The 21,697-nt window shown below is 54.8% G+C and carries 13 protein-coding genes; 8 read left to right on the plus strand and 5 right to left on the minus strand.

Annotation, left to right across the window (positions count from 1 at the left end; genetic code table 11):
* The 3 genes from KK078_RS27925 to KK078_RS27935 all read left to right on the plus strand — a co-directional run.
* A partial coding sequence (locus KK078_RS27925) for a hypothetical protein (RefSeq protein ID WP_254093750.1) occupies positions 1-894 on the plus strand: 894 nt, incomplete at its 5' end.
* A 158-nt stretch (positions 895-1,052) separates the two neighbouring features.
* The gene (locus tag KK078_RS27930; protein ID WP_254093752.1) at positions 1,053-3,938 is read left to right on the plus strand and encodes a carboxypeptidase-like regulatory domain-containing protein; all 2,886 of its coding nucleotides are present in this window, start codon (positions 1,053-1,055) and stop codon (positions 3,936-3,938) included.
* Between the two features lie 4 nt (positions 3,939-3,942).
* On the plus strand, positions 3,943-8,538 hold the full coding sequence (locus KK078_RS27935) for an MG2 domain-containing protein (protein ID WP_254093754.1): 4,596 nt from the start codon (positions 3,943-3,945) through the stop codon (positions 8,536-8,538).
* A 297-nt stretch (positions 8,539-8,835) separates the two neighbouring features.
* Here KK078_RS27935 and KK078_RS27940 read toward each other — a convergent pair whose 3' ends face one another.
* Positions 8,836-11,256, minus strand: coding sequence for an ABC transporter permease (locus KK078_RS27940; RefSeq protein WP_254093756.1), 2,421 nt, complete (start codon positions 11,254-11,256; stop codon positions 8,836-8,838).
* 176 nt (positions 11,257-11,432) lie between these two features.
* Complete coding sequence (locus KK078_RS27945; RefSeq protein ID WP_254093758.1) at positions 11,433-13,874, minus strand: ABC transporter permease; 2,442 nt, start codon at positions 13,872-13,874, stop codon at positions 11,433-11,435.
* Positions 13,875-14,018: 144 nt separating this feature from the next.
* Between KK078_RS27945 and KK078_RS27950 the strand changes: the two genes are divergently transcribed.
* The gene (locus KK078_RS27950) at positions 14,019-15,902 is read left to right on the plus strand and encodes a vWA domain-containing protein (protein WP_254093760.1); all 1,884 of its coding nucleotides are present in this window, start codon (positions 14,019-14,021) and stop codon (positions 15,900-15,902) included.
* A gap of 63 nt (positions 15,903-15,965) precedes the next feature.
* On the opposite strand, the gene KK078_RS27955 is transcribed toward KK078_RS27950, so the two are convergent.
* The 3 genes from KK078_RS27955 to KK078_RS27965 form a co-directional block, all read right to left on the minus strand.
* Positions 15,966-16,328 (minus strand): DUF1987 domain-containing protein, encoded by a 363-nt coding sequence (locus tag KK078_RS27955; protein ID WP_254093762.1) that lies wholly within the window; start codon positions 16,326-16,328, stop codon positions 15,966-15,968.
* A 169-nt stretch (positions 16,329-16,497) separates the two neighbouring features.
* A complete protein-coding gene (locus KK078_RS27960; protein WP_254093764.1) occupies positions 16,498-17,151 on the minus strand; it encodes a DUF1349 domain-containing protein in 654 nt (217 codons plus the stop codon).
* Positions 17,152-17,304: 153 nt separating this feature from the next.
* Positions 17,305-17,709 carry a GlcG/HbpS family heme-binding protein gene (locus KK078_RS27965; protein ID WP_254093766.1) on the minus strand — a complete coding sequence of 135 codons (405 nt, stop codon included), beginning with the start codon at positions 17,707-17,709 and terminating at the stop codon, positions 17,305-17,307.
* Here KK078_RS27965 and KK078_RS27970 point away from each other — a divergent pair.
* From KK078_RS27970 to KK078_RS27985, 4 genes are all read left to right on the plus strand, one after another.
* Entirely contained in the window at positions 17,708-18,094 is a 387-nt protein-coding gene (locus KK078_RS27970; RefSeq protein WP_254093768.1) for a hypothetical protein, read from the plus strand. The two genes, KK078_RS27965 and KK078_RS27970, sit on opposite strands and share 2 nt — an antisense overlap.
* Positions 18,095-18,505: 411 nt before the next feature.
* Positions 18,506-19,390, plus strand: a complete 885-nt coding sequence (locus KK078_RS27975; RefSeq protein ID WP_254093769.1) for a helix-turn-helix domain-containing protein — start codon at positions 18,506-18,508, stop codon at positions 19,388-19,390.
* A gap of 545 nt (positions 19,391-19,935) precedes the next feature.
* Positions 19,936-20,493 (plus strand): Crp/Fnr family transcriptional regulator, encoded by a 558-nt coding sequence (locus tag KK078_RS27980; RefSeq protein ID WP_254093771.1) that lies wholly within the window; start codon positions 19,936-19,938, stop codon positions 20,491-20,493.
* 78 nt (positions 20,494-20,571) lie between these two features.
* Positions 20,572-21,540: an SDR family NAD(P)-dependent oxidoreductase gene (locus tag KK078_RS27985; RefSeq protein WP_254093774.1), complete on the plus strand. Its 969-nt coding sequence runs from the start codon at positions 20,572-20,574 to the stop codon at positions 21,538-21,540.
* Positions 21,541-21,697: the final 157 nt, after the last annotated feature.

A 21,697-nucleotide genomic window follows, 5' to 3' on the forward strand; every position in this document is an offset into this window, starting at 1 on the left:
ATTCAAAAACAAGATTCCACCAATGCGTTGGGTCGGCGGGCGATCGAGCTTTCGAAACATCCGAAGTTACTGGAAGGTTTTCAACTAAACAAATATACTACGTTCGATTCGATGGTGCGGAGCACGTTAACTTGGTCTATCGATGTGGAAAAACGCTCGGCGAAAGTGGAGATCCCGGCGCTTGTGCGCGACATCAATTTCTTTCCGAATAACCGGCATTCGAAGTTCAATATTACCATCTCCCTGGGGATCGTGCCGGATTTTAAGTTCAATCCGGGCACGGGCAAGTTCGAGCATCCGAAGTGGTATACTACGATGTATGGATGTGACTTTGTTTCGTCGGCGTGGTATTCGGCGTTGAAGGGATCACCGGCCACTACGTTGGAGCTGGCGTTGGATCAGCTACCGCCCGAAGCGGGGTATAGCCTGATGTTGGGGATTGGGATTTGCTTTGGGGATCCGCTGGATGATGGGGAAGTGAAGCAGATCAAACGTGCGGGGGCGGCGAAGATCCTGGGAATTGTGGCGGGGAAGGAATTTCAGGGCGAGGGTCAGCAGGAGGCGAATGATGGCGTGGATGATGATGCGCAGGAGGTTGTTGTGGGAACTGCGCCGGCGAATAATATACAACGTGTGGAACTCGGGGGTGAGGTGAATGCTCCTGCTCTTTTGAGAGAGCCGCAACGGGTAACGAAAAGGCAAGAGAAAAGGCCTGTGGCGTCAGCACAATCTTTTATGTATCATTATACGGTGAGTGATGCGAACCTTGGGGCTGCAGTCAAAGAGGTTACATACTCTTATACAATAACCGCGGGGTTAGACTCTACCATGCTGCCACGCCAGTCAGGAGACTGGCACAATGCCAGGCACAAGTCCCGGTCGAGACGGCCTTAGACCCGCGCCAGGTGAAGGGGCAAGTGCTAAGACCTGAACCCGTTTCCCGCCAGCAGATTCGGCTTGTTGCGGTGTGGAGACAGGACGGCTTGGATTTTTTTTGAATTATTTTTATGGAATTCTCAAAGGCGTGCATCTGGTATGCAAACCGAACGCCTATGAGTAAATGCTTTACTATTGCATTCCTTGTCATTGCTACACTTGTGGTGGCGCAGACCCGGTACCGGACGGTTAGTGGCCGTCTGGCGGACAAGGACAATCAACCACTTCCTGGTGTGAGTGTTCTCGTGAAAGGAACAGCTACGGGTACCGTTACGAACGCGGACGGCAATTATTCGTTGCAGGCTCCGATCGGGGGTACCCTGGTCTTCAGCCTTATTGGTATGAAGACGCGCGAGGCGCTGGTCATGGAGAATGATCTTATACCCGTTATCAAAGTGGTTAACCTCACGGCTCCACGTAAGGCCTCGAAGCGCAAGGCGCCGTTTGTACTCACGCCCGATTCAACCGCGGCGGGCGTTGCTATACTGGGTGATAACACGCCCACGTTCGTGCTCCCCACGGGCAGCACGCTGGAAGCTGAGAAGATCCGATCGATCAAACCCACGCCGGGCTCGAGGGTGACGCGCACGAAAACATTTCGTGTCAGGATGGCCCCGTACATCGGTTACTCGCTGCAGTTTACGACGGCCATCGGCATCGAGCGGATTACGCAAACACCGGCCCTCCAACGAGCGTATGTGCAAGGACGGCCGCAGGGTGGTGCGCCGCAGTGGCGGGGGCCGGAGTACCAAGAGATCTTCAGTTGGGGGCCGGCGCTGTCGTCGCTTCAGTATGATGGCGGGCCGTATCCATACGATCAAAACGGTCGGCTCGTGCCTGTGGGAACGGGAAATGGCAAGGCGGCAAAAGCCTATGATGCCGCTGCGTTCTTGCGCACCGGGTTTAATACGGCCTATAACCTGGTAGGGTCGCTCCAACGATCGGGATGGGGCACGCTATCCCTGGATGCCAGCCACAAGAAGCAAAACGGTGTGATCCCGAACGCCGCCTCGACACAAGACCATATCTTGTTCCGGGTAAAAAAACTACCCCTCTATAAAACCTGGACAACGGATATTCAACTCGCCTATGACCGGTCGGCGGGTACGCTGGTGAATCGCGGTGGTAATTATGCGTCCATCGTCGGAGCCGTGTGGCGTACACCGGTATCGTTCGACAATGCGAACGGGTTCTCGCCCCGTCGTGCGGTGGAGTCTTCGCTGTCCTCGCGCCTGACGAACGGCGGCGTGCGTACACATGCGGCGGGCTTTGCAGACAACCCCTACGGCATGGTACGCGAGCTGCCCGACGAAGATCTGACCAAACGCCTTGTCGGTGGTATTACCGTGCTTCACCAGGGCACCAAGGGCCTTAGCCTGACGACCCGTGCCAGTGTTGAAAAACAGTGGAACGACGTGGTATCGGGCGTACCGGCGGGGCTATCGGGCGCCTTGGGGGGACGGATTACGCAACGGCGTCAGGAGCAGACGGGGTTCGATCTCAGTGTGGAACCATCGTATACAAAACAGATCGGTAGACACCGGGTGGAGCTTGCCGCCACCTATGACCAGCACTATCAGGGGCAAGACCTGGACCGCGTCGATGGCCTCGGATTCCTGACGTATGAATGGGGCGCGCCGGGCGAACGAACCACACGGCTGCTGCAATCGCCAACCCGGTCCATACAAGAGGTTTCCGCCAGCGGCACCTATACGGCACCAGACAACGTCGCTCTCGTGAAATTTTCGAACCGGAGCTATTTTTCCAACACACTGCCTGCTGCGCGATATACGAATTTCTTTCCGTATGCCCTGGCAAAGCTTTTTCTCTATGAGCTCTGGTCTATATACCCGGTCAATGAGCTCACGATCCACGGTTCGTTTGGACGCACGCTACGCGAGGCACCGCTGCTTTACTCAGATTGGTCTTATCTCTCGACGCGCGGTCCGGCGGATCAATACGCCACCTTCTATGAAGCGCGTGAGCTATTCTTCAACGACCGGCTTCTTCCGGAGACAGAAAATAAAATACAGGCGGGTATAGATTTTAATCTCCGGCATAGGCTCCTGGCCTACTTTTCCCTGTACAACAACGTTACGCACGATTTCATCGCGCCTGTCTGGACAAACGGCGCATTTGAATTTACCAACGTAGGCCGGGTTCAAAACTATGGTACGACCGCCACCATCCGGTGGTACCGCCCAAATAGTTACGGCAAGGTCGGCTACGATGTCTCGCTTCATTGGTCGCGACAGAACAGCGTGGTCCGGAAGCTCTATACATCCAATGTATATGTGCCCCTCGCGGGCTTTTCTACCGTGTCCAAGGTGTTGGCGGAAGACCAGCCGCTGGGCGCGATCTATGGTACCCGCTACCAGCGGAATGCCTCCGGTCAGGTCATGATCGGCGAGGATGGATTTCCATTGGTGGACCCTGCCATGACACGGATCGGCAACCCGATCGCCGACTGGACGGCAGGGCTTGAGCTCGGGGTGACATGGAACCGTTGGGCGCTCGAATGTATCTGGGACATCCGAAAAGGTGGCGATGTCTGGAACGGTACGCGTGCCGCGCTCGACTACCTGGGGCGATCTGCTACCACGGGCGACGAACGCAACGTCTATCACTATATCTTTCCGGGCGTCGATCCGCAAGGCGATCCGAATGTTACACCGGTATCGTTCTACGATGCCACGGCGCCGCTGGAGCAAAATCGCTGGGTGCGCTATGGATTCACGGGGGTCGGTGAAGCCTACATCGAAGATGCCTCGTGGGTCCGCCTCCAGGAACTGGCGGTGAGCTATTCGGTACTACCGCCCGCGACCAGCAAAATACAGGAGATCAAGTTCTGGCTCATTGCCAACAACCTGCTCTTACTTACCGGCTATTCGGGTGTAGATCCCGCCTCTTCCCTGTTTGGATACACCGGCGGCACGGGGCTCGACCTGTTCAACACGCCGGCTACACGTTCTTTTACTGTTAAAATGACGATCAAATTATAAGTCTATGAAATACTTCAATACCCTCACGATTCTGCTGATCGCGGCCTGTCTCCTGTCGTTCCGGACGGGCGTGTTTGATTTCATCGGCGATCTGAAAAAACAACTGCACACGTACACGCAAAACCATCCCGAGGAAAAAGTCTATATTCAATTCGACAAGACCTTTTACAAACCCGGTGAAGACATCTGGTTCAACGCCTTTGTGCTGGACGGCCAAACGCACAAACCCTCGGCCATCAGCGACGTGCTGCACGTCACGCTGAACGACCCCAAGGGAAATGCCGTGGGTTCGCTGACGCTTTTTATCCAGGATGGCACCACCAGGGGCGACTTTCACCTGGACGAGGGCATGGCCGGCGGCCCGTATACCGTAACCGCCTGCACCCGCTGGATGCGGAACGCCGGCGAGGCCACGTTCTTTAAAAAGAAGCTGCAGGTGCAGTCTGTCATCACGCCCCGGATGCTGTTGAAAGCCGACTTCGAAAAGAAGGCGTATGGCAAAGGCGACGAGGTGGTGGCAACGCTTACGGTAAAGGATCTAAAAAATGAGCCGCTGGCAAACGCCCGGGTATCGTCTACGGTACGGATAGACGGCGGCACGCTCCTGACGAACCAGGTCGACACGGACGAAGCGGGTAAGGCCCGGGTGACATTCAAGCTTCCCGACGACCTGGCAAGCCCGGACGGTATTTTGCAGATGGTCGTATCGGCGGCCGGACAGGAGGAATCGATCACCCGCTCCATTCCGATCGTACTGAACAAAATCACCCTGGCGTTCTTTCCCGAGGGCGGTGATCTTACTTCGGGGGCAGACAACAATGTAGCGTTCAAAGCTACCAATGAGTTTGGCAAAGGCGCCGACGTGCAGGGTGTTGTGCTGGATGACAAAGACAATGTTGTTGCCTCCTTCTCCAGCTTTCACATGGGTATGGGGGCCTTCCGGTTCACGCCTCAACCCGGCGTAACCTACCGGGCGCGCATCGACCGTCCGGCTGGAAATATGCAGCCTACGGCGTTACCTGTGGTGCGCGGTGAGAGCTATTCGTTCATGCTTGCCGGCCGGTCGCCACGTGCGATCGAGTATACCGTTCACGCGCCCTATACTGCCGACGTGTTTTTGGTCGGGCAAACGCGTGGCATGTTGTATTATGCGGAAAAGCTTACCCTGCACAGGGGGCTCAATACCGTAACAGTCCCGACAGACGCCTTTCCGGGCGGTATCGCCGCGTTCACGCTGTTTAACGGCGAGGGTTTGGAGGAAGCTGAGCGGCTGGTGTTTTTGCACCCACAGAAGACTTTGCAGGTGGCCATTGAAACCGACAAAAAGGTCTATGCGCCCCGTGAAAAAGTAACTATTACCATCCGCACAACAGACGAGCACGGAAAGGCTGTTGCCGCTAAACTTTCTCTGGCCGCGGTGGACGATCAGATCCTGTCGTTTGCCGACGACAAACAAGACAATATTCTCTCCTGGCTTTTACTCTCGTCCGAGCTGAAAGGGGAAATTCAGGAACCTTCGTTTTACTTCGATCCACGCGAGCCGAAAGCGTTCCAGGCGATCGACTATCTGTTGCTGACGCACGGGTGGCGCCGTTTTACCTGGAAAGATGTATTGCAGAACGATCCGGCGGTTGCCTGGCTTCCGGAAAACCAAAGCGTCATTTCCGGGTATATACTGGACAAACATCAAAAGCATACACAAACGGAAGTTACCTTGATGGAGCTGGGTGAACGAAGAAGGATTGCGAAAGTTAAAACGAACGCGCATGGTGGCTTTACGTATAAAAATGTAGACAGTGCAACGCCGGTTTTGCTCCTGACGCGAAAGCCTAACCGTTTGATTGTAGACGAACGAGCTTCCGAAGACCCCGCCAATCCCTTCGCACCATCGGTACCGGGAGACGGCCGTTCCGTTGCCCCAATGACTAAGCGCAAACAAACAACACCTGCGGAAAACAACGCCACGCCGGGAAATCTCGATATGGAAGAGGACGTTACCGCGCTGAGCGAACTGGTTGTCACGGCAGGTTATTTCGAAAACAGCAGGAGTCTTGTCTCTGGCTCCGTGACGGTGAGCCGCAACGAAATTGTATCACAGCCGTTTATATCGCCTTTGCTTGCGTTGCAGGGGCGTATGGCGGGTATCTATGTAACTTCGAGTACGGGCGTTCCGGGCGGTGCGGCCAATATTCGTATTCGTGGGACAAATTCCTTGCCCATTCATCAATCTGAGCCGCTGTACATTATCGACGGCGTGCCGGCGCAGCCTGGGCTCAGCCGTAATTTCCAATCGGAATCCCTGTCGGTAGAAAATATCTCCAGCATTAGTGTACTCAGAGACGCCGATGCCACGGCGATCTATGGAAGCCGCGGCGCCAATGGTGTCATTCTGATCGAGACAAAGGCTGCGCGCCGCTGGTACAACCAAGACAGCCAACGCCCGGGCCGGTATAATAGCGTGGTGATCCAGCCGCGCAGATTCTCGACTACGCGCGAATTCTACAACGCGCCGCCAACACCGGCAGATACGCGGGGACGCCTGGAAGACCTTACCACCGTATACTGGAAGAACACGATCGTCACCGATCAGAACGGAGAAGCCAGGGTAACGTTCCACAACAGCGACGCCACGTCGGCCTTCCGGCTTACCGCCGAGGGCATCACGGCCGACGGGCTTGTGGGCCGTGCCGAGCAAACCTATGCTACCCAGCTGCCGTTCTCGCTCGACACCAAGATCCCTTCCTACCTGGGTTTTGAAGATACGCTGCGGTTGCCGATCCTTATCCGGAATAATTTATCACAACCGCTCGCGGCAGACTATACGGTCAACCTACCGGATGGGCTAACCGCCGTTACGCCGGTTCGGGCGGCAGTCACAGTAGCCCCCGGTCAAACGGCCACGCATTATGTGGCGGTTACTTCGCAGGGCATCGGCGGCACGTTTACTATCAAAGTCGTGTTGCAGTCGGGTGAGCGGCGGGATGAAATAACCCGTGACATTACCGTGCACCCGGTAGGCTTCCGCATGCAGCTGAGTATGTCGGGGCGCGACCTTAAAAAAGATATACAGTTCGATCTGCGCGACGTCGAGAAAGGGTCGCTCGCAGGAAAGGTGACGGTCTATACCGATCTGATCAGCGACCTGTTCTCGGGCGCGGAAGGGCTGCTGGCGGAGCCGCACGGGTGTTTTGAGCAGGTGTCGTCGCCTACGTTCCCGAATATCCTGGCCCTGCAGTTTATGCAGGAGAGCGGGCAGATCCGACCGGACATCGAGCAGAAGGCGATGCAGTATATTACCAGCGGCTATAAGCAGCTCATGGCATACGAAATAAACGGCGGTGGGTTTGAGTGGTTCGGGCATCCGCCGGCACACGAAGCGCTGACGGCCTACGGCCTGATCGAGTTTACGGAAATGAAGAAGGTAGCGGTCAAGGTCAACGAAGCGATGTTGGAGCGCACCCGTAAATGGATCTTAAGCCGCCGGAAGGGTGATGGTACTTTTCATCAGAACAGCGGCAAGTATGGATTTGCCAGCGCCTCCGCGGTCGTGAATAATGCATACCTGGTGTATGCCCTGGCCGAGACCGGCACCCGCGACATCGATCTGGAGTATACGACCAGCGTTACCGAAGCCTGGTCGAGCGGCGATATGTACCGCATGGCGCTGCTGGCGAATGCCGCCTATAGTTTATCACGGCAGGAGGATTATAAAAAGATGGTGGACCATTTCCGGCGTACGATCGTGGGCAACGGCTTTGACGGGATGCCGGCCGACCACTCCGTGGTGCGAAGCTATGGCAACTCGTTGACGATCGAAACGGCGGCGTTGTGGACGCTGGCGCTTCTCAAATCACCGGAAAAGGATTTTGGTTTGATCCGCCAGTCGATCGACTATATCTTGTCAAGACGCATGAACGGCAGGTTCGGCTCTACGCAGGCTACAACGCTTGCGCTAAAAGCGCTGACACAATACGCCGCCCTGGTACGCTCGGACCGCCAGGGTGGTACGGTGATTGTTTCGGCGAATGACGCATACCGTACCGATACGAAGTCGTTTACCCGCGAAACACGCGAACGGCTCGTGCTCGATAACTTTACCGGTGCCCTGGCCAACGGTACCAATCGTGTGTCGGTACAATTTACGGGTACCACCGAAGCCCTGCCCTACGCGCTGGACGTGACCTGGAACAGCAAGACGCCGGCAACCGCCGCCGCCTGTAAAGTTCGCCTGGAAACAACGCTGTTGCAAACAACACTGAAGGTCAACGAGACGGTGCGCCTGGTGGCCACGTTACGGAATATACATCCGGAAGGTTTGCCGATGACGGTGGCGCTGATCGGCATTCCCGCGGGGCTTTCGTTGCAGCCCTGGCAGCTCAAGGAGCTGCAGGAGAAAGGGGTCGTAGACTTCTATGAAGTGCTCGGTGATAAGCTGGCGCTCTACTACCGGGAGCTCGGGCCGCTGGCCAGGCACACCATCAACCTCGACCTGAAAGCGGAAGTCGGCGGCGACTTTACCGGTACGGCCAGCTGCGCCTACCTGTATTATACCGACGAGCACAAGGACTGGGTGAGGGGCAACCGGGTGCAGATCCGTTAGCGTTCGGTGAAAACGATCACCTCGCCGGCGTGTGTATGAAGCGTGACCTCTGTGGGTAGTTTGTAACTGCCGTGTTACTTTTCATTCAAAATGCTCTGCCCGCCATCCGCCAGCTGGCGACAGTTCCAGGCACAAGTTCCGCGCTGCGCGCTAAAACTTGCGCCAGGTGCTGATGTGTGTAGGGGCTACGCCCCTACTACCTCTTTTGCTTTTTGCTGAAGCAAAAAAAGTCAGCGCATAGAAATTGTCAGCATAGCTTAGTACCTCTCTCCTGCCAGGTCTCCGTTTGCGCTGATTCTACTCGTACTTCAAGGTCTTTGCGGGGTTGGCACGGGCGGCGCGGATGGTTTGGAGGCTGACGGATAGGAAGGCGATCAACACGACGGCGCCACCGGCGGCCACGAAGAGCAGCGGGTTGATGCTGATGTGATACGGGAAGCCGGCCAGCCATTGGTCCATGATATACCACGCGAGCGGCCATGCCAGCAGGTTGGCGATCAATACCAGCTGGACGAAGCCTCGCGACAGGAGGATCACGACGTCGGCCACCGAGGATCCGAGCACCTTGCGGACGCCTATTTCTTTTGTGCGCTGCAGCGTCATGAACGATGCCAGGCCGAACAGACCCAGGCAGGCGATAAAGATGGCGAGCGCGGTGAAGAGCGTGAAGGTTTGGCTGAACAGGCGGTCGCTTTCGTATTGACGGTTGAAATACTCGTCGAGGAAGAAGTACTCGAGGGGGTTGCCGGGAAAGATCTCCTTCCAGGGTTTTTCGAGTGCCGCCAGCACGTTGCGGTAGTTGGCTTCGTCTACCTTGAAGGCATAGAACCGGGCGTACTCGGGTGTAAACCGGAACACGAGGGGTGTGACGGCTTCCTTCAGCGACATCTGGTGAAAGTCTTCCAATACGCCGACGATCTGGAAAGTATCGCCCTGGATAACGGACTGGCCGATGGCGGCGGCGGGCGACTCAAAGTCCAACGCTTCGGTCATGGCCTGGTTCAGGATGATGCTCTTTTTGTCGCCGGTGAATTCACGGTCGAAGTTGCGGCCGGCGGCGAGCTTCAGTCCGAAAGCCGGTATATAGTCGTGGTCGATGCCGACGGTATAGCCGGAGATGCTCGACCCGGATCCGCCGGTAAGCCGGCGAATGCTGTTGGCCCAGAAGATCTCGTCGCCGGGTATGCTGGTGGCGCCGCTCATGCTGGTGACGCCGGGAACGCGCAGGGCTTCGGTCTTAAAGCTCGCCGTCCGTTGTTCGTGCAGGGAGTCCGTTACGCTGGGCGCCCGGAACACGAGTGTGCGGTGTATGTCTACACCCAGGTCCTGCTGGCGCATATAGCTCAGCTGCTGGTATACCACGATCGACACGCTGATGAGCACCACCGACGCGGCAAACTGGAACACCACGAGCGACTTGCGCAGCATGTTACCGTGGGTGACCCGCGCGATCTTACCTTTGAGTACGGCCACGGGCTTAAAGGACGAGAGTATAATGGCGGGATAAAATCCCGATAGCACGGTTCCGAGCGTAAACAATCCGATCACCAGGAACCAGAAATCACTTTCGCCCATGAACGCCATGGGTATATTCCGGCCCGATAATTCGGAGAAGAACGGCCATACGGCCCGCACGGCGGCCAGCGCCACGACGGTGGCAACCAGGTTGAGCATGAAGGACTCGGCCAGGAACTGGTATATCAGCTGTTGCTTCTGGGCACCCATGACCTTCCGCACGCCCACTTCGTTGGCGCGGTCCAGGGAGCGGGCGGTGGCCAGGTTGATATAATTGATCCAGGCGATGACGAGGATGAACAGCGCGATGAAGGTCAGCGCATAGACGGAGTCGCCGTTACCGCGTTCATCGGGTTCGGACTCTTGCAGCAGGTTGGCGTAGAGGTGTATGCCGAGCAACGGTTTCAGCAGGAACTCCTGTTTTACATTGTCCTTCTTCCAGCCTTCTCCCCGTTCGTGCTCCAGGTAGTTGTTCCATTTGGCTTGCAGGGCCGGAACGTCGGTGCCCGGCTCCAGGAGCACGTAGGTATTAAAGTCATACCAACCCCAGTTGGTCTGAGAGTTGTTATGCGATCTGTTATCCAGCGTTTGGTACGACAACAGGAAGTCGAACTTGATGTGCGAGTTTTCGGGAACGTCTTTAAAGATCCCGGTGACTTCATATTTTTCCTGACCATCCATCCGGAGGATCTTACCGAGGGGATCTTCGGTGGCGAAGTATTTTTTGGCGGCCCGTTGTGACATCACAACTTTGTTGGGGCCTTCGAGGGAATGCACGGGATCACCCTGCACCAGGGTAAAATCAAAAATGGCGAAGACGGAGGAATCGGCGATCTGCATCTTCTCTTCCTGGAAGGCGATCTGTCCGCGTTCCGGACTGTCATAGGTCATCACGCCGCTGACCGGGAAGAGCCGCGTAAAGCTCTTCACTTCGGGAAAGTTGTTTTTCAACGCGGGGCCTACTGCTGGCACGGCGGCCGCACACTCGAAGCGTAACTTTCCATTCTGCCACTGGTTGTATTGTATGCGGTATATATCGTTCGCCCGGCTATGAAAGGTATCGTAGCTGCGTTCGTATTTTACGTACTGCAAAATCAGCAGGCTGGCGATCATGCCCAGGGTCAGGCCGGTCACGTTCAGGAAGGTGAAGGAGCGGTGCCGGAGAAAGTTCCGGAAGGCGGTGATGAGGTAGTTACGGATCATAGGCGTGCGGTATCTGCGGGTGATACACATGGATTGTGCCAGATACACCAGCACCACAAAGCGCTTTTTTGGGTGGCTGCAGGCCATTTTTACCTGTCCGGTCCTGCGATCTGATGTCCGGAATATTACAAAGTTGCCCGCTACCGGACATCCCGGATCCGCAGACCTTCCCCCTATCACTCCGACCGCAGGCTCTCCACCGGGTTGCTGTGCGCGGCGCGGATCGTCTGAAACGACAGCGTCACCATGGCTACCGCTACCAGCAGCGCGCCGCTGGCGAGGAAGATGCCTGCATGGATCGGTGCTTTGTATTGAAAGGACTCCAGCCACCGGTGGGTAGCATACCAGGCCACGGGCACCGCCAGCACGAAGGCCAGCATGACCAGCAGCACAAACTCGCGCGATAGGTCGGTGATGATCGAGACAACGGATGCCCCCAGCACTTTGCGGATGCCGATCTCTTTGCGGCGTATGTCGGCGGTATAGATCACGAGGCCCAGCAGGCCCATGCAGCTGATGAGAATGGAAAGGCCCGTGGCCCACGTTAACATCTTCGCGGTTTGCAGCTCTTCGTTGTAAAACGAGGCGATGCTTTCGTCAAAGAATGTGAACGAGAAATTGGCCTGCGGAAACAAGGTCTTGAACTCAGTCTCTATCTGGCGGATGGTTTCCGGCCACGCCGTACCGCCGGGTTGCCGGGCCTGCAGGGCGACGTGTATATAGTCTCCGCGTTCACCACGCAGCATCATGGGGTCGATGCGCGTGTGGGTGGAGCGTTGGTAAAAGTCTTTCATGACGCCCACGACGATCAGGTGTGTGTCGCCGACCATGAGCAGCTCTTCGCCGACAGCTTTTTCGACGTCGGCATAACCCAATGCGCGGGCACAGGTTTCGTTGATGACCACTTCGGGCGTGCCCTGCACTTCTCGGATGTTTCGCCCCGCTACAAGCTCGATGCCGTAGAGTGGTATATAGTTGGCGTCGCCAAAACGGAGTTGCACGGACAACATATCGTCTTCCCTCGCCCCGGGGCGTGCGAGCATGGTGAGCAGCGAGCGATCATAGGCCGGTGGTATAAAGCCGGAGCTTACGCGCTCGACGCCGGGCAGTGCCTGCAGATTATTGATAAAGCTGGTCTGGCGGTCGGCGGTGACCCGGGGTGGTATGGCGAAGTTCAGGATCGCCTCCTGGCGATAGCCCGGGTCCTGATGCAACGAAAAGTCTACCTGCCGGCTGACGACCAGCGCGGCGATGATAAAGAACTGGGCGATCACAAACTGCGATACGGTCAGCACCTTGCGCAGCCGCGTCGTACGCATCATGCCGGCGCCGAGATGATGACGGAGGATCAATGCCGGACGGACGCCCGACAACACCAGTGCAGGATAGAACCCTGCCAGCATCGATACTACCAGCGTAAGCAAGCCAGCGTACGCGACCGTCGGAAGGTTGATGAACAGCCCCGCGGAGAGCGGTATAAAGCTGGCAAAAATGCGCAGCAGGAAGGGCGCCAGCACCAGCGACACGATCATGGCCAGGACGGTAATGCTCAGCGTCTCCACCAGGAACTGTCTGACGATCTGCCCACGGTGGCTACCCACCGTTTTACGAATGCCGATCTCCCTGGCGCGGCGCGCCGCCTGGGCGGTGCTCAGGTTGACGAAGTTAACACAGCCCAGCAGCAACAGGAAACCGGCGACACCCAGCAACGCATAGAGCGTCAACCTGCTGGCCGTACGCTGCGTGCCGGCATAGTGGGGATTAAAGTGAATATCGGCCAGCGGCTGTAGCCGCGCCGTAATGGTATAGTTGGAAGTACGGTTGACGCCTTCGTTGTGTTGTGTGACCAGGTCTGTGATCTGCCGGGCCACGGTCGTGGGGGCGTGGGCGGCTTGCAGGCGCAGGTAGGCTTTTAAATTTTCGCTCCAGTTGTTCCAGGTATTCAGTTGCCACGCCTCCTGTTGGATCGTTTCGAACAAGGTCGTGTAGGATATAAATTCCACGGCGGTGAAGTCAGTGCGTTCTCGGAGGTCCCTGACAATGCCCGCCACGGTGGCCTGTACGCTGTCGCCGTAGATGATCTCGCGACCCGGGATGTCCGCCAGCGGAACACCGGGAAAATAGCGTTGTGCCCGGCTCTCGGTAAGCACCGTGGTGTAGGGTTGCTGCAGCACGGCGGCGTTGCCGGCTACCCATTCAAAGGGGATCAGCGTAAAGTATTCGGGGGTGGTATATACAATGCCGGGCGGTGTGCCGGCGGGGGTCACGGTACCGGTATGGGCGGAGGGAATGGATACCGACAGCGCGGTGCTCCCTTCGCATACCAGCAGGGGCACGACGAGCTCGATGCCGGGCACCTGTTGCCGGATGGCAGCGGCGAGCGGCCCGGGTACTGCCGTCATGTGACCGGAGTGCCCGTTGAACTGATTGTCGAACGCGATACGGTACACGCGGTCTCCGTCTGGCAGGAAACGATCATAGCTGAACTCGTGGCGCGCGATCAAAAAGATCACCAGGGCGGCACTCAGGCCGATGGCCAGGCTCAGCACATGGATGACAGAGAAGACTGTATTGCGCCGGAGGCTGCGGAGGGCGGTGACAAAGTAGTTTCGAAGCATAGGTTCGCAGATAAAAATCGCTTGCCGGCCGTTTTTAAGCGGCTTCCGTGTTTAAGATGCGCAATTTTTCAAAAAAGTTGTGGGCGGACTTATGGAATCGCCCGGGGCGGCGCATCCTTGGGGGTAACTAATTCTTTTACAACTATGAAAACGCGCTTATATCTTCTGGGAGTCATGTTGCTCCTGCTGCCGGTGATGGCATTTTCGCAGAGCCGGGTCATTACGGGCAAGGTCACGGCTGCAGGCGACGGACTGCCGATCCCCGGCGTTAACGTCGTCTGCAAGGGTGCAAAAACCGGCACCAATACCGGTGCTGACGGTACTTATTCGATCACGGTGCCGAACAATAAGACGATCCTGGTGTTTTCTTTCATAGGCTTTGTAACAAAAGAAGTGCCGATGGGCGTCAGCCATGTACTTGACGTGGTGCTGGAGGAAGATACGAAGGCGTTGAACGAAGTGGTGGTCGTGGGGTATGGAACCGAACGCAAGCGCGACGCGCGGTCACGCAAAGAGGCCATGCAGGCGATACCCACGCGCACGCAGGGCATACAGGTTGCCCCCAGCGCAGGTTATCTTCAATATGATTACGCGGCGGCGCCTGAGCCCAATACCGAAGAATACGGCACCTTTCAGGAAAATATATTCCGCGGCGCGTTGCAAGAACCGTTGTCGACATTCTCCATCGACGTCGACGCGGCTTCGTACAGCAACGTGCGGCGGTTTATCCAGAACGGCCAGCCGGTACCGAAGGATGCTGTGCGCATTGAAGAGATGATCAATTATTTCGATTATGACTATGCACAACCTACCGGCGATGATCCCTTTTCGATCTATACCGAGGTTTCGGCGGCGCCGTGGAACGAGCAGCACAAGTTGGTACACATCGGTCTGCAAGGTAAAAAGATACCGGTCGACAACCTGCCCGCTTCAAATCTCGTATTTCTAATTGACGTATCCGGGTCGATGAGCGATCCCAACAAGCTGCCGTTGCTGAAGTCTTCCTTCAAGCTGCTGGTAGAGCAGCTGCGCAAGCAAGACCGCGTGGCGATCGTGGTATACGCCGGCGCGGCCGGATTGGTACTGCCGTCTACGCCGGGTAACGAGAAACAGAAGATCATTAACGCCCTGGACAACCTGCAGGCGGGTGGCTCGACGGCGGGCGGCGCCGGTATTCAGCTGGCCTATGCCATTGCCCGGGAGAACTTCCAGGAGGGCGGTAACAACCGCGTGATCCTGGCGACCGACGGTGACTTCAACGTAGGGGCTTCGAGCGACAAGGACATGGAACACCTGATCGAGCAGAAGCGTGGTGACGGTATCTTCCTGACGGTGCTGGGCTACGGCATGGGCAACTATAAAGATTCGAAGATGGAGATCCTGGCCGACAAGGGCAACGGCAACTATGCGTACATCGACAACATGCTGGAAGCGCAGAAGACGTTGGTGAACGAGTTTGGCGGTACGCTGTTTACGATCGCGAAGGATGTGAAGCTGCAGATCGAGTTCAACCCGACGAAGGTGCAGGCGTACCGGTTGATCGGCTACGAGAACCGGTTGTTGCAAGCCGAAGATTTTAACAACGACAAGAAGGACGCGGGAGAGCTGGGCTCCGGCCACACCGTGACGGCGCTGTACGAGATCATCCCTGCCGGTGTAAAGAGTGATTTCTACGACATCGACAAGCTGAAATACCAGAAGCCGTCCAACACGATCGTTGCCGGCCACTCGAACGAACTGATGACGGTGAAGTTCCGCTATAAGAAACCGGATGGCAACACCAGCAAGCTGTTGCAGCAGGTATTGGTGGACAAGAATGTGGCGCTTGAAAGAACCTCGGATGACTTCCGGTGGTCGGCCGCCGTGGCCGCGTTCGGCATGCTGCTGCGCGAATCGCAGTATGTGAAAGCGTTTGGATTCAAAGACGTCCTGGAGCTGGCGCAGGGTGCGCGCGGCAAGGACGTGGAAGGCTACCGGGGTGAGTTCATCGGTCTGATCCGCAACCAGAACCTGATGACCCGCCGGTGATGTGGTAACTATATATGTTCATAGGGTTCGCGGCGATACCGGCAGGTATTGCCGCTCCCTTTTTCAGATCTCTTTAAAGGTGAACGGTACGGTAAGCTCGCTCTCAAACTCCTGTCCGGCTTCGAGAATGTCTTCGTCGTCCTGGTGGTAGCACCACTCCACCGAAGCGCCGGGTATGCTTTGCAGGGTATGCATCAGGCCGTAGATGATCTTGGCGGTGGCTGAATTAAAATACTGAAATTGAATGGAGAGCACCGTGGTGGGATTCGGAGCCTGAAAGTATTCTTTGAACCAGGCCACGACGGGCGCATAGAATTCGTCGGAATCCTCCGGCAACGACCGACCCGAGATCTCGAAGATCCCATCCTTTTTGTTTAAAATGACCTTAGGGCTATACTGCGCCTCCTTCAGGTTCAGTGCATTCATGCGGTGTCTTTTGTTTACGGATCTGGTCCTCCTGTGTATAATTTATACAGGAGCAGGATGGGTGGGCTATACGCAAAGGTGCATAAAAATACAACCGGCAGGCGGCCGGTTGTAAGGTTTTATTTTCAAATATATGTATATCAGATATTTACGCGCCGGTCACGACGTGTTATCCGCCGTTTTTCTTCAGCCATTCGAGGCGGCGCTGGTCGGGCAGGTGGGTGACTTTGAAGCTCTCGAACTTCGCTTCGAAGCCTTTGCCATCGGGGCTGGCGGCCATGAGCCCCACCATCACGGGGTGGTTGTCTTTCAGGGGCGCGTTGCGCGTCATGATATAGGTTTTATCGTCTAACGAGTAAAAGATCTCTACGGCATCCAGGCGGCGTACTACTTTGATCCAGATAAAGGGCGGTACCTTGTCGAGGGTGGTAACGCTCCAGTCGCTGGTGTGGTGGGTGACAACGGTGCTGACGTTGAACTTGCCGTCGACAAACTCGACGCCGGTCTTGATATAGTTCTCGTGATCGGTGCGGAGCATCAGGCCCATCTGGTCGAAGCGGGCTTTGTAGGCACCGGTGAGCTTTACTTTCGCCTCAAACTCGCCGCCATAGGTGGTATAATAAAACGGTGCGTCGTCTACCGTGAAGCCGTAATGCGAGATACGCCAGTAATCGCTCTGGGGCGTGACGTTCATCGTCAGAACGTTGTTCTCGATCTTCCATTTCTCGGGTTCGTTGAACCATTGCATTTTTTCGAGTGTCTGGGCGGTGGCGGTGTGCAGGGCACTAATCGTCAGCGCGCTTACGATGAATTTCTTTATCATGCGGACAGTACTGTTTAGGGCGGCAAATTACATTCTTTCCCGCCGGGGCGCCAGCCGCCTGTACAGAAATCCGCCCGTCGTCATGAATAATTGGGGCAGCTTCGCTGTGGCAGCCTATACCGCGGCGGGTGGTAACGGAGTGACTATGTATTCTTAGCCAAATACATGTTTTACCGCTTCTTTCGCCAGGCGCTCGTCGTCGGCTTCGGGCAGGCCGCTGATGCCGAGGCCGCCGACAACAACACCGTTCTGAACCACGGTTACGCCACCGCCAAAGCCGGTGATGCGCTCGTCGCCCCAGAAAGCGGGGTTGTCGTTGCCGCGCATGCGGGCGCCCATCTTCATAGTATCGGTACGGTCGACAGCGGCGGTATACGCTTTGTTCTGGGCGATGCGGCTTGCGGCCGGGCTGGTGCCGTCCATGCGAAGGAAACCGATGAGCTCTCCTTCGGGACCGCAGATGGAAATGGCCACGGGCTTGCCCTCTCCCGTCTGTGCCACAACGTATTGGATCAATAAAAGCGCTTCTTCCGAGCTTATTTTCTGAATGTAATACATGGACGTTCTGTTTGCGTTCGTCCAATATAAAGATATTTGCAGAACTTTTGAAAAACCACCAGGCCATTACACCGAAGGTGATATATACCATCGGAAGATACAGCGTATCGTACCAGTAGGTCGGGAATGCGTCGATGCCGCCGTAGTTGGTCAGCATCCGCAAGAACAGCCGCAGGCCGTTGAAAAACATCACTGCTTTTATGGCATAGTGATACCGCAGGCTGGTTGGACAGACGCCGGCAATGATAAAGCTGCCGATGGTTTGGGAGAGGCCCAGGGGAAAATACACCGCGAACTGCACTTGCTGGAATTGCGCGACATACGACAACACCTGCTCGCGGGCAACAGCATCTGTCGCGGCTGCATAGGCTGCCGGCAGATGTAGCTGGAGGTAGAACAGCTCGATGGACCGGAGCACGATTTCCAGCAGGAAAAATACAAAGAAGCCCACCAGCGCCAGGATGCTGGCGGCCGGATGTGCATCGTAGACCGATATGCACAGCACAAAAAAGATGTAGAACAGCCCGAACATCGAAAACAACATCAGCCAGGAACGCAGGACACTGAACGGCTCGGCGTTGAACAGGAAATCTTCTACGGGTGTGGGGGTGGCGGACAGCGCCTGGGCGAACACCCACCATTGAAAAGACTGTACCAGGATATACAGCATGCATACCACCCCTGCTCCGATCTTCATTTTTGTTGTGATCATAACTTTTTCTGCGAAGATATCGTACCTAGTACCAGGTTCAACACCCGGCGGGGGGAATCCCCAAAATGGATAACGCCAACATGCATGCATCGGACTGACACGACCGCCTTCTACCAACGCCTTCAAAACAAGGTGGCGGAGTATGTCGAAAATAACCTGACGGCCTCGTTCGGCATTGGGGAGCTGGCCGAGTATACGCATGTATCCTACCACCACCTGGCCGATGTTTTCCGGAACACGCACGCGGAGTCGCTGGGGCATTACATCACGCGCATCCGGCTGGAGCGGGCGGCCATGCTGAGCGCTTATACACCACTCAACCTGAGTGAAATTGCCGACGCCACCGGCTTTGCCACGAAGCACTCGCTATCAAAAGCATTCACGAATCATTTCGGCTTTTCGCCCGGGAAAGCAAAGACGTCTCTCATCCGGACAAACTCGATAAACGCGGTGATGGATGGTATCACTTCCGAAGCCCACTATCGCGCTATTGTGCAGGCAGACTTTCCGTTTACGTTTCAGGAGCGGATCCTGACGGGAGGTGTACTGGCCGGGTATACCTGGCATTTTGGAAACACCTCTCCTGCTTACGAGCGGACCATGCCGTACCTGGACGGGCTTTTATCGATGACGCTGTCGGGCCAGGCCCGGCGCTGCATGAAGATCTTCGACTCTGTGAATTTTACCGCCTTGCGTGATTACCGGATGTTCTACGGGGTATTCTCGGAAGATCCCGGCGCAGTAGCGTCCGGCTTTGATGGGCTGACCCTTTCCATCCGACCGGGTACCTATCTTGTTTTCGACGTACCGCCCGGCGATCGCGATGACATTAAGCACCACATTACGCGCTTTCGTGAGGGCCTGGTCTGGCATAAGAAGATGTTTATGTTACATGACTTCTACGACTTCTTCCTTTTGCACGACGGACCGGATAACGGCGGCGAGTATTATTTGTTTGCGCGTGCGTAAAGTATTATTCCAATTCCCCGGTATCGGGCTTCGTGTTTGAGAGCTGCTTAAAATAGTCTTGTCCTGCCTCGTTCAACTCGTCCATTTGTTCTTTGAAACTGGTAAGGCGATCGTAAAATTGTACTTTACTCGTCCCGAGGCGAGGCTAAAAAAATCGCCAGTCGTTTCTATCTATACAAACTGTGTATACGATGTTTACAGGGGCCCAGGTGATCGGCTGGGGCGAGGCCCGCGGCAGGACTTACGCGAGATACGATAAAGAGCAGCATAAACGAATAGATAGAGGCTGTCTCAAAAGTCTCTCGGTTATACTCTGTGTTGTCTATACTATATCAGGCCTGCGCTGTCGCTCCAGCCTGGGCTGATGTGTTACACCCTTTCAGATTGATTACCGGAATTAAGAACACTTTTCTAAACGCCCTTGCATAAACCATAGAAATCGCCAGCAATGGAATATCTTTGTTTGCTCATCCGTAAGACAAGCACGAAGACACTTTTTGTCAAATGACAAATGTTCAACCATGAATGATTCCTAGTTTTGCAGCATGAAAGAATTTATAACATATCTATTGCAGTTCGGAAATTTGAACCAACAGCAAATTGACCTTATTACAAGCAAAGCCACTGCATTGGATCTTCCCAAAGACAGTTATTTCTGGGAAGCCGGCAAACTGCCGAAACACATTGGTTTTCTGGTGGACGGCATTATTCGTGTTGCCTACTACGACAATAAAGGCGAAGAGATCACAAAATATTTTTTTGATGAGAACCACCTGATAAAGGATTGGGACAATTTTGAAGCAACATTTTATTTGCAAGCCGTTACCGACTGTAAATTCATCATTTTTACCAAGAATAACTGGAAAGAGCTTTCCAACACCATTTTAGATTGGGACAAAGTGATCGATAAAATCATGAACAAACATCATATGGAAAAATTGGATAAAATAGGCACCATGATTTCGCAAGATGCTACTACCCGTTATCTTGAGTTCTTAAAGAGCTTTCCCAACATCGCGAATCGTGTTCCTCTTTCTTACATCGCCTCGTACTTAGGCATTACACAGTCATCATTAAGCCGGATCAGAAAAAATCTCGGCTAACATCACTTTTTACCAAATGGCAAATGTCTTTTCTGTTAAACGCTCAACCTTTGTAGCATCAACTGAAAAAGAAAAAATATGCCTACAATCTTAATAACCGGTGGACACAGCGGAATAGGAGTTGAATGCTCAAAACTTCTTGCCTCTAAATATCATTTCAATCTGATTTTAGCAGGACGTAGCCCTGAGAAAATGGAAACTTTTGCCATGGAGCTGCGAAATACTTACGAAAGAAAAGTTCATGTCCTTAAAATAGACACGTCCTCTTTAGCATCTGTACGGGCGGGAGCTGATGAATGCCGCAAGATGCTTGACCTGAGTGATATTGATCCTTTGCAGGCAATTATTTGCAATGCAGGTGTGCGACTCAACGGGAAAGTTTCTTATACCGAAGATGGTTATGAGCAAACATTTGCCACGAACTATTTGGGACATGTTCTCTTGATCGAATTGCTGATAGACCGGATAGCCAAAAATGGACGTATTGTGCTTACCTCGAGCGGAACACACGACCCCGACACCACAGATGGTAAAATGATGGGCATTGCAGCCGAGTATGATGCCATAGAACTTGCCAATACAGGTAAAAACGGCACAAAGCCAGTTTCGAACGGTAAGCTATATGCAACATCGAAACTAAACATGATACTGTATGCCTACGAGCTGGATCGAAGACTAAAAAGGGCCGACATCCCGCTTTCCTCTATCGCTTACGACCCCGGCGCAACCTCGGGGACGGGTTTTTTAAGAAATATGCCTAAGCCGGTGCAATGGCTGGCGGGGAGTTCATTGATGCATTGGGTCATGAAACGGAGCGGTGTAACGATGGGAGACGTGATTTTTTCTGGAAAGTCCCTTGCAAGGATTGCAGCTGATCCCGCCTATGCAAATGTTTCGGGAAAGTATTTTCAATCAAATGACGGAAAGTTGATTGAGCGGCAGTCTTCAAAATTGTCGTATGACAAACAGCGTGCTGAGAAATTATGGAATGACACGAAAACACTTATCCACTTGCAGTCAAATGAAGCAAGTATAAGACTTCGATAAAAACCGGCAGCCTTCTCAAAAATATTCAGACATGCTACCCCGGTTCGGGCAGCAGAAAGACGAGAACATGCATCATTCGCATCGATTTGTCCATCTTCTGAATTGCCGGTTTTTCCGCAACATTGTGACGTTTATATGCTGCCAATATGAAACGTCT

It is taken from the genome of Dawidia soli (assembly GCF_018598185.1).
GTDB classification, from domain to species: domain Bacteria; phylum Bacteroidota; class Bacteroidia; order Cytophagales; family Cyclobacteriaceae; genus Ohtaekwangia; species Ohtaekwangia soli.

What these genes read in the sequence shown, in the direction of transcription:
- KK078_RS27930 (WP_254093752.1), top strand. Translation starts at nt 1,053, where the DNA reads ATGAGTAAATGCTTTACTATTGCATTCCTTGTCATTGCTACACTTGTG.
- KK078_RS27935 (WP_254093754.1), top strand. Translation starts at nt 3,943, where the DNA reads ATGAAATACTTCAATACCCTCACGATTCTGCTGATCGCGGCCTGTCTC.
- KK078_RS27940 (WP_254093756.1), bottom strand. Translation starts at nt 11,256, where the DNA reads ATGATCCGTAACTACCTCATCACCGCCTTCCGGAACTTTCTCCGGCAC.
- KK078_RS27945 (WP_254093758.1), bottom strand. Translation starts at nt 13,874, where the DNA reads ATGCTTCGAAACTACTTTGTCACCGCCCTCCGCAGCCTCCGGCGCAAT.
- KK078_RS27950 (WP_254093760.1), top strand. Translation starts at nt 14,019, where the DNA reads ATGAAAACGCGCTTATATCTTCTGGGAGTCATGTTGCTCCTGCTGCCG.
- KK078_RS27955 (WP_254093762.1), bottom strand. Translation starts at nt 16,328, where the DNA reads ATGAATGCACTGAACCTGAAGGAGGCGCAGTATAGCCCTAAGGTCATT.
- KK078_RS27960 (WP_254093764.1), bottom strand. Translation starts at nt 17,151, where the DNA reads ATGATAAAGAAATTCATCGTAAGCGCGCTGACGATTAGTGCCCTGCAC.
- KK078_RS27970 (WP_254093768.1), top strand. Translation starts at nt 17,708, where the DNA reads ATGGACGTTCTGTTTGCGTTCGTCCAATATAAAGATATTTGCAGAACT.
- KK078_RS27965 (WP_254093766.1), bottom strand. Translation starts at nt 17,709, where the DNA reads ATGTATTACATTCAGAAAATAAGCTCGGAAGAAGCGCTTTTATTGATC.
- KK078_RS27975 (WP_254093769.1), top strand. Translation starts at nt 18,506, where the DNA reads ATGCATCGGACTGACACGACCGCCTTCTACCAACGCCTTCAAAACAAG.
- KK078_RS27980 (WP_254093771.1), top strand. Translation starts at nt 19,936, where the DNA reads ATGAAAGAATTTATAACATATCTATTGCAGTTCGGAAATTTGAACCAA.
- KK078_RS27985 (WP_254093774.1), top strand. Translation starts at nt 20,572, where the DNA reads ATGCCTACAATCTTAATAACCGGTGGACACAGCGGAATAGGAGTTGAA.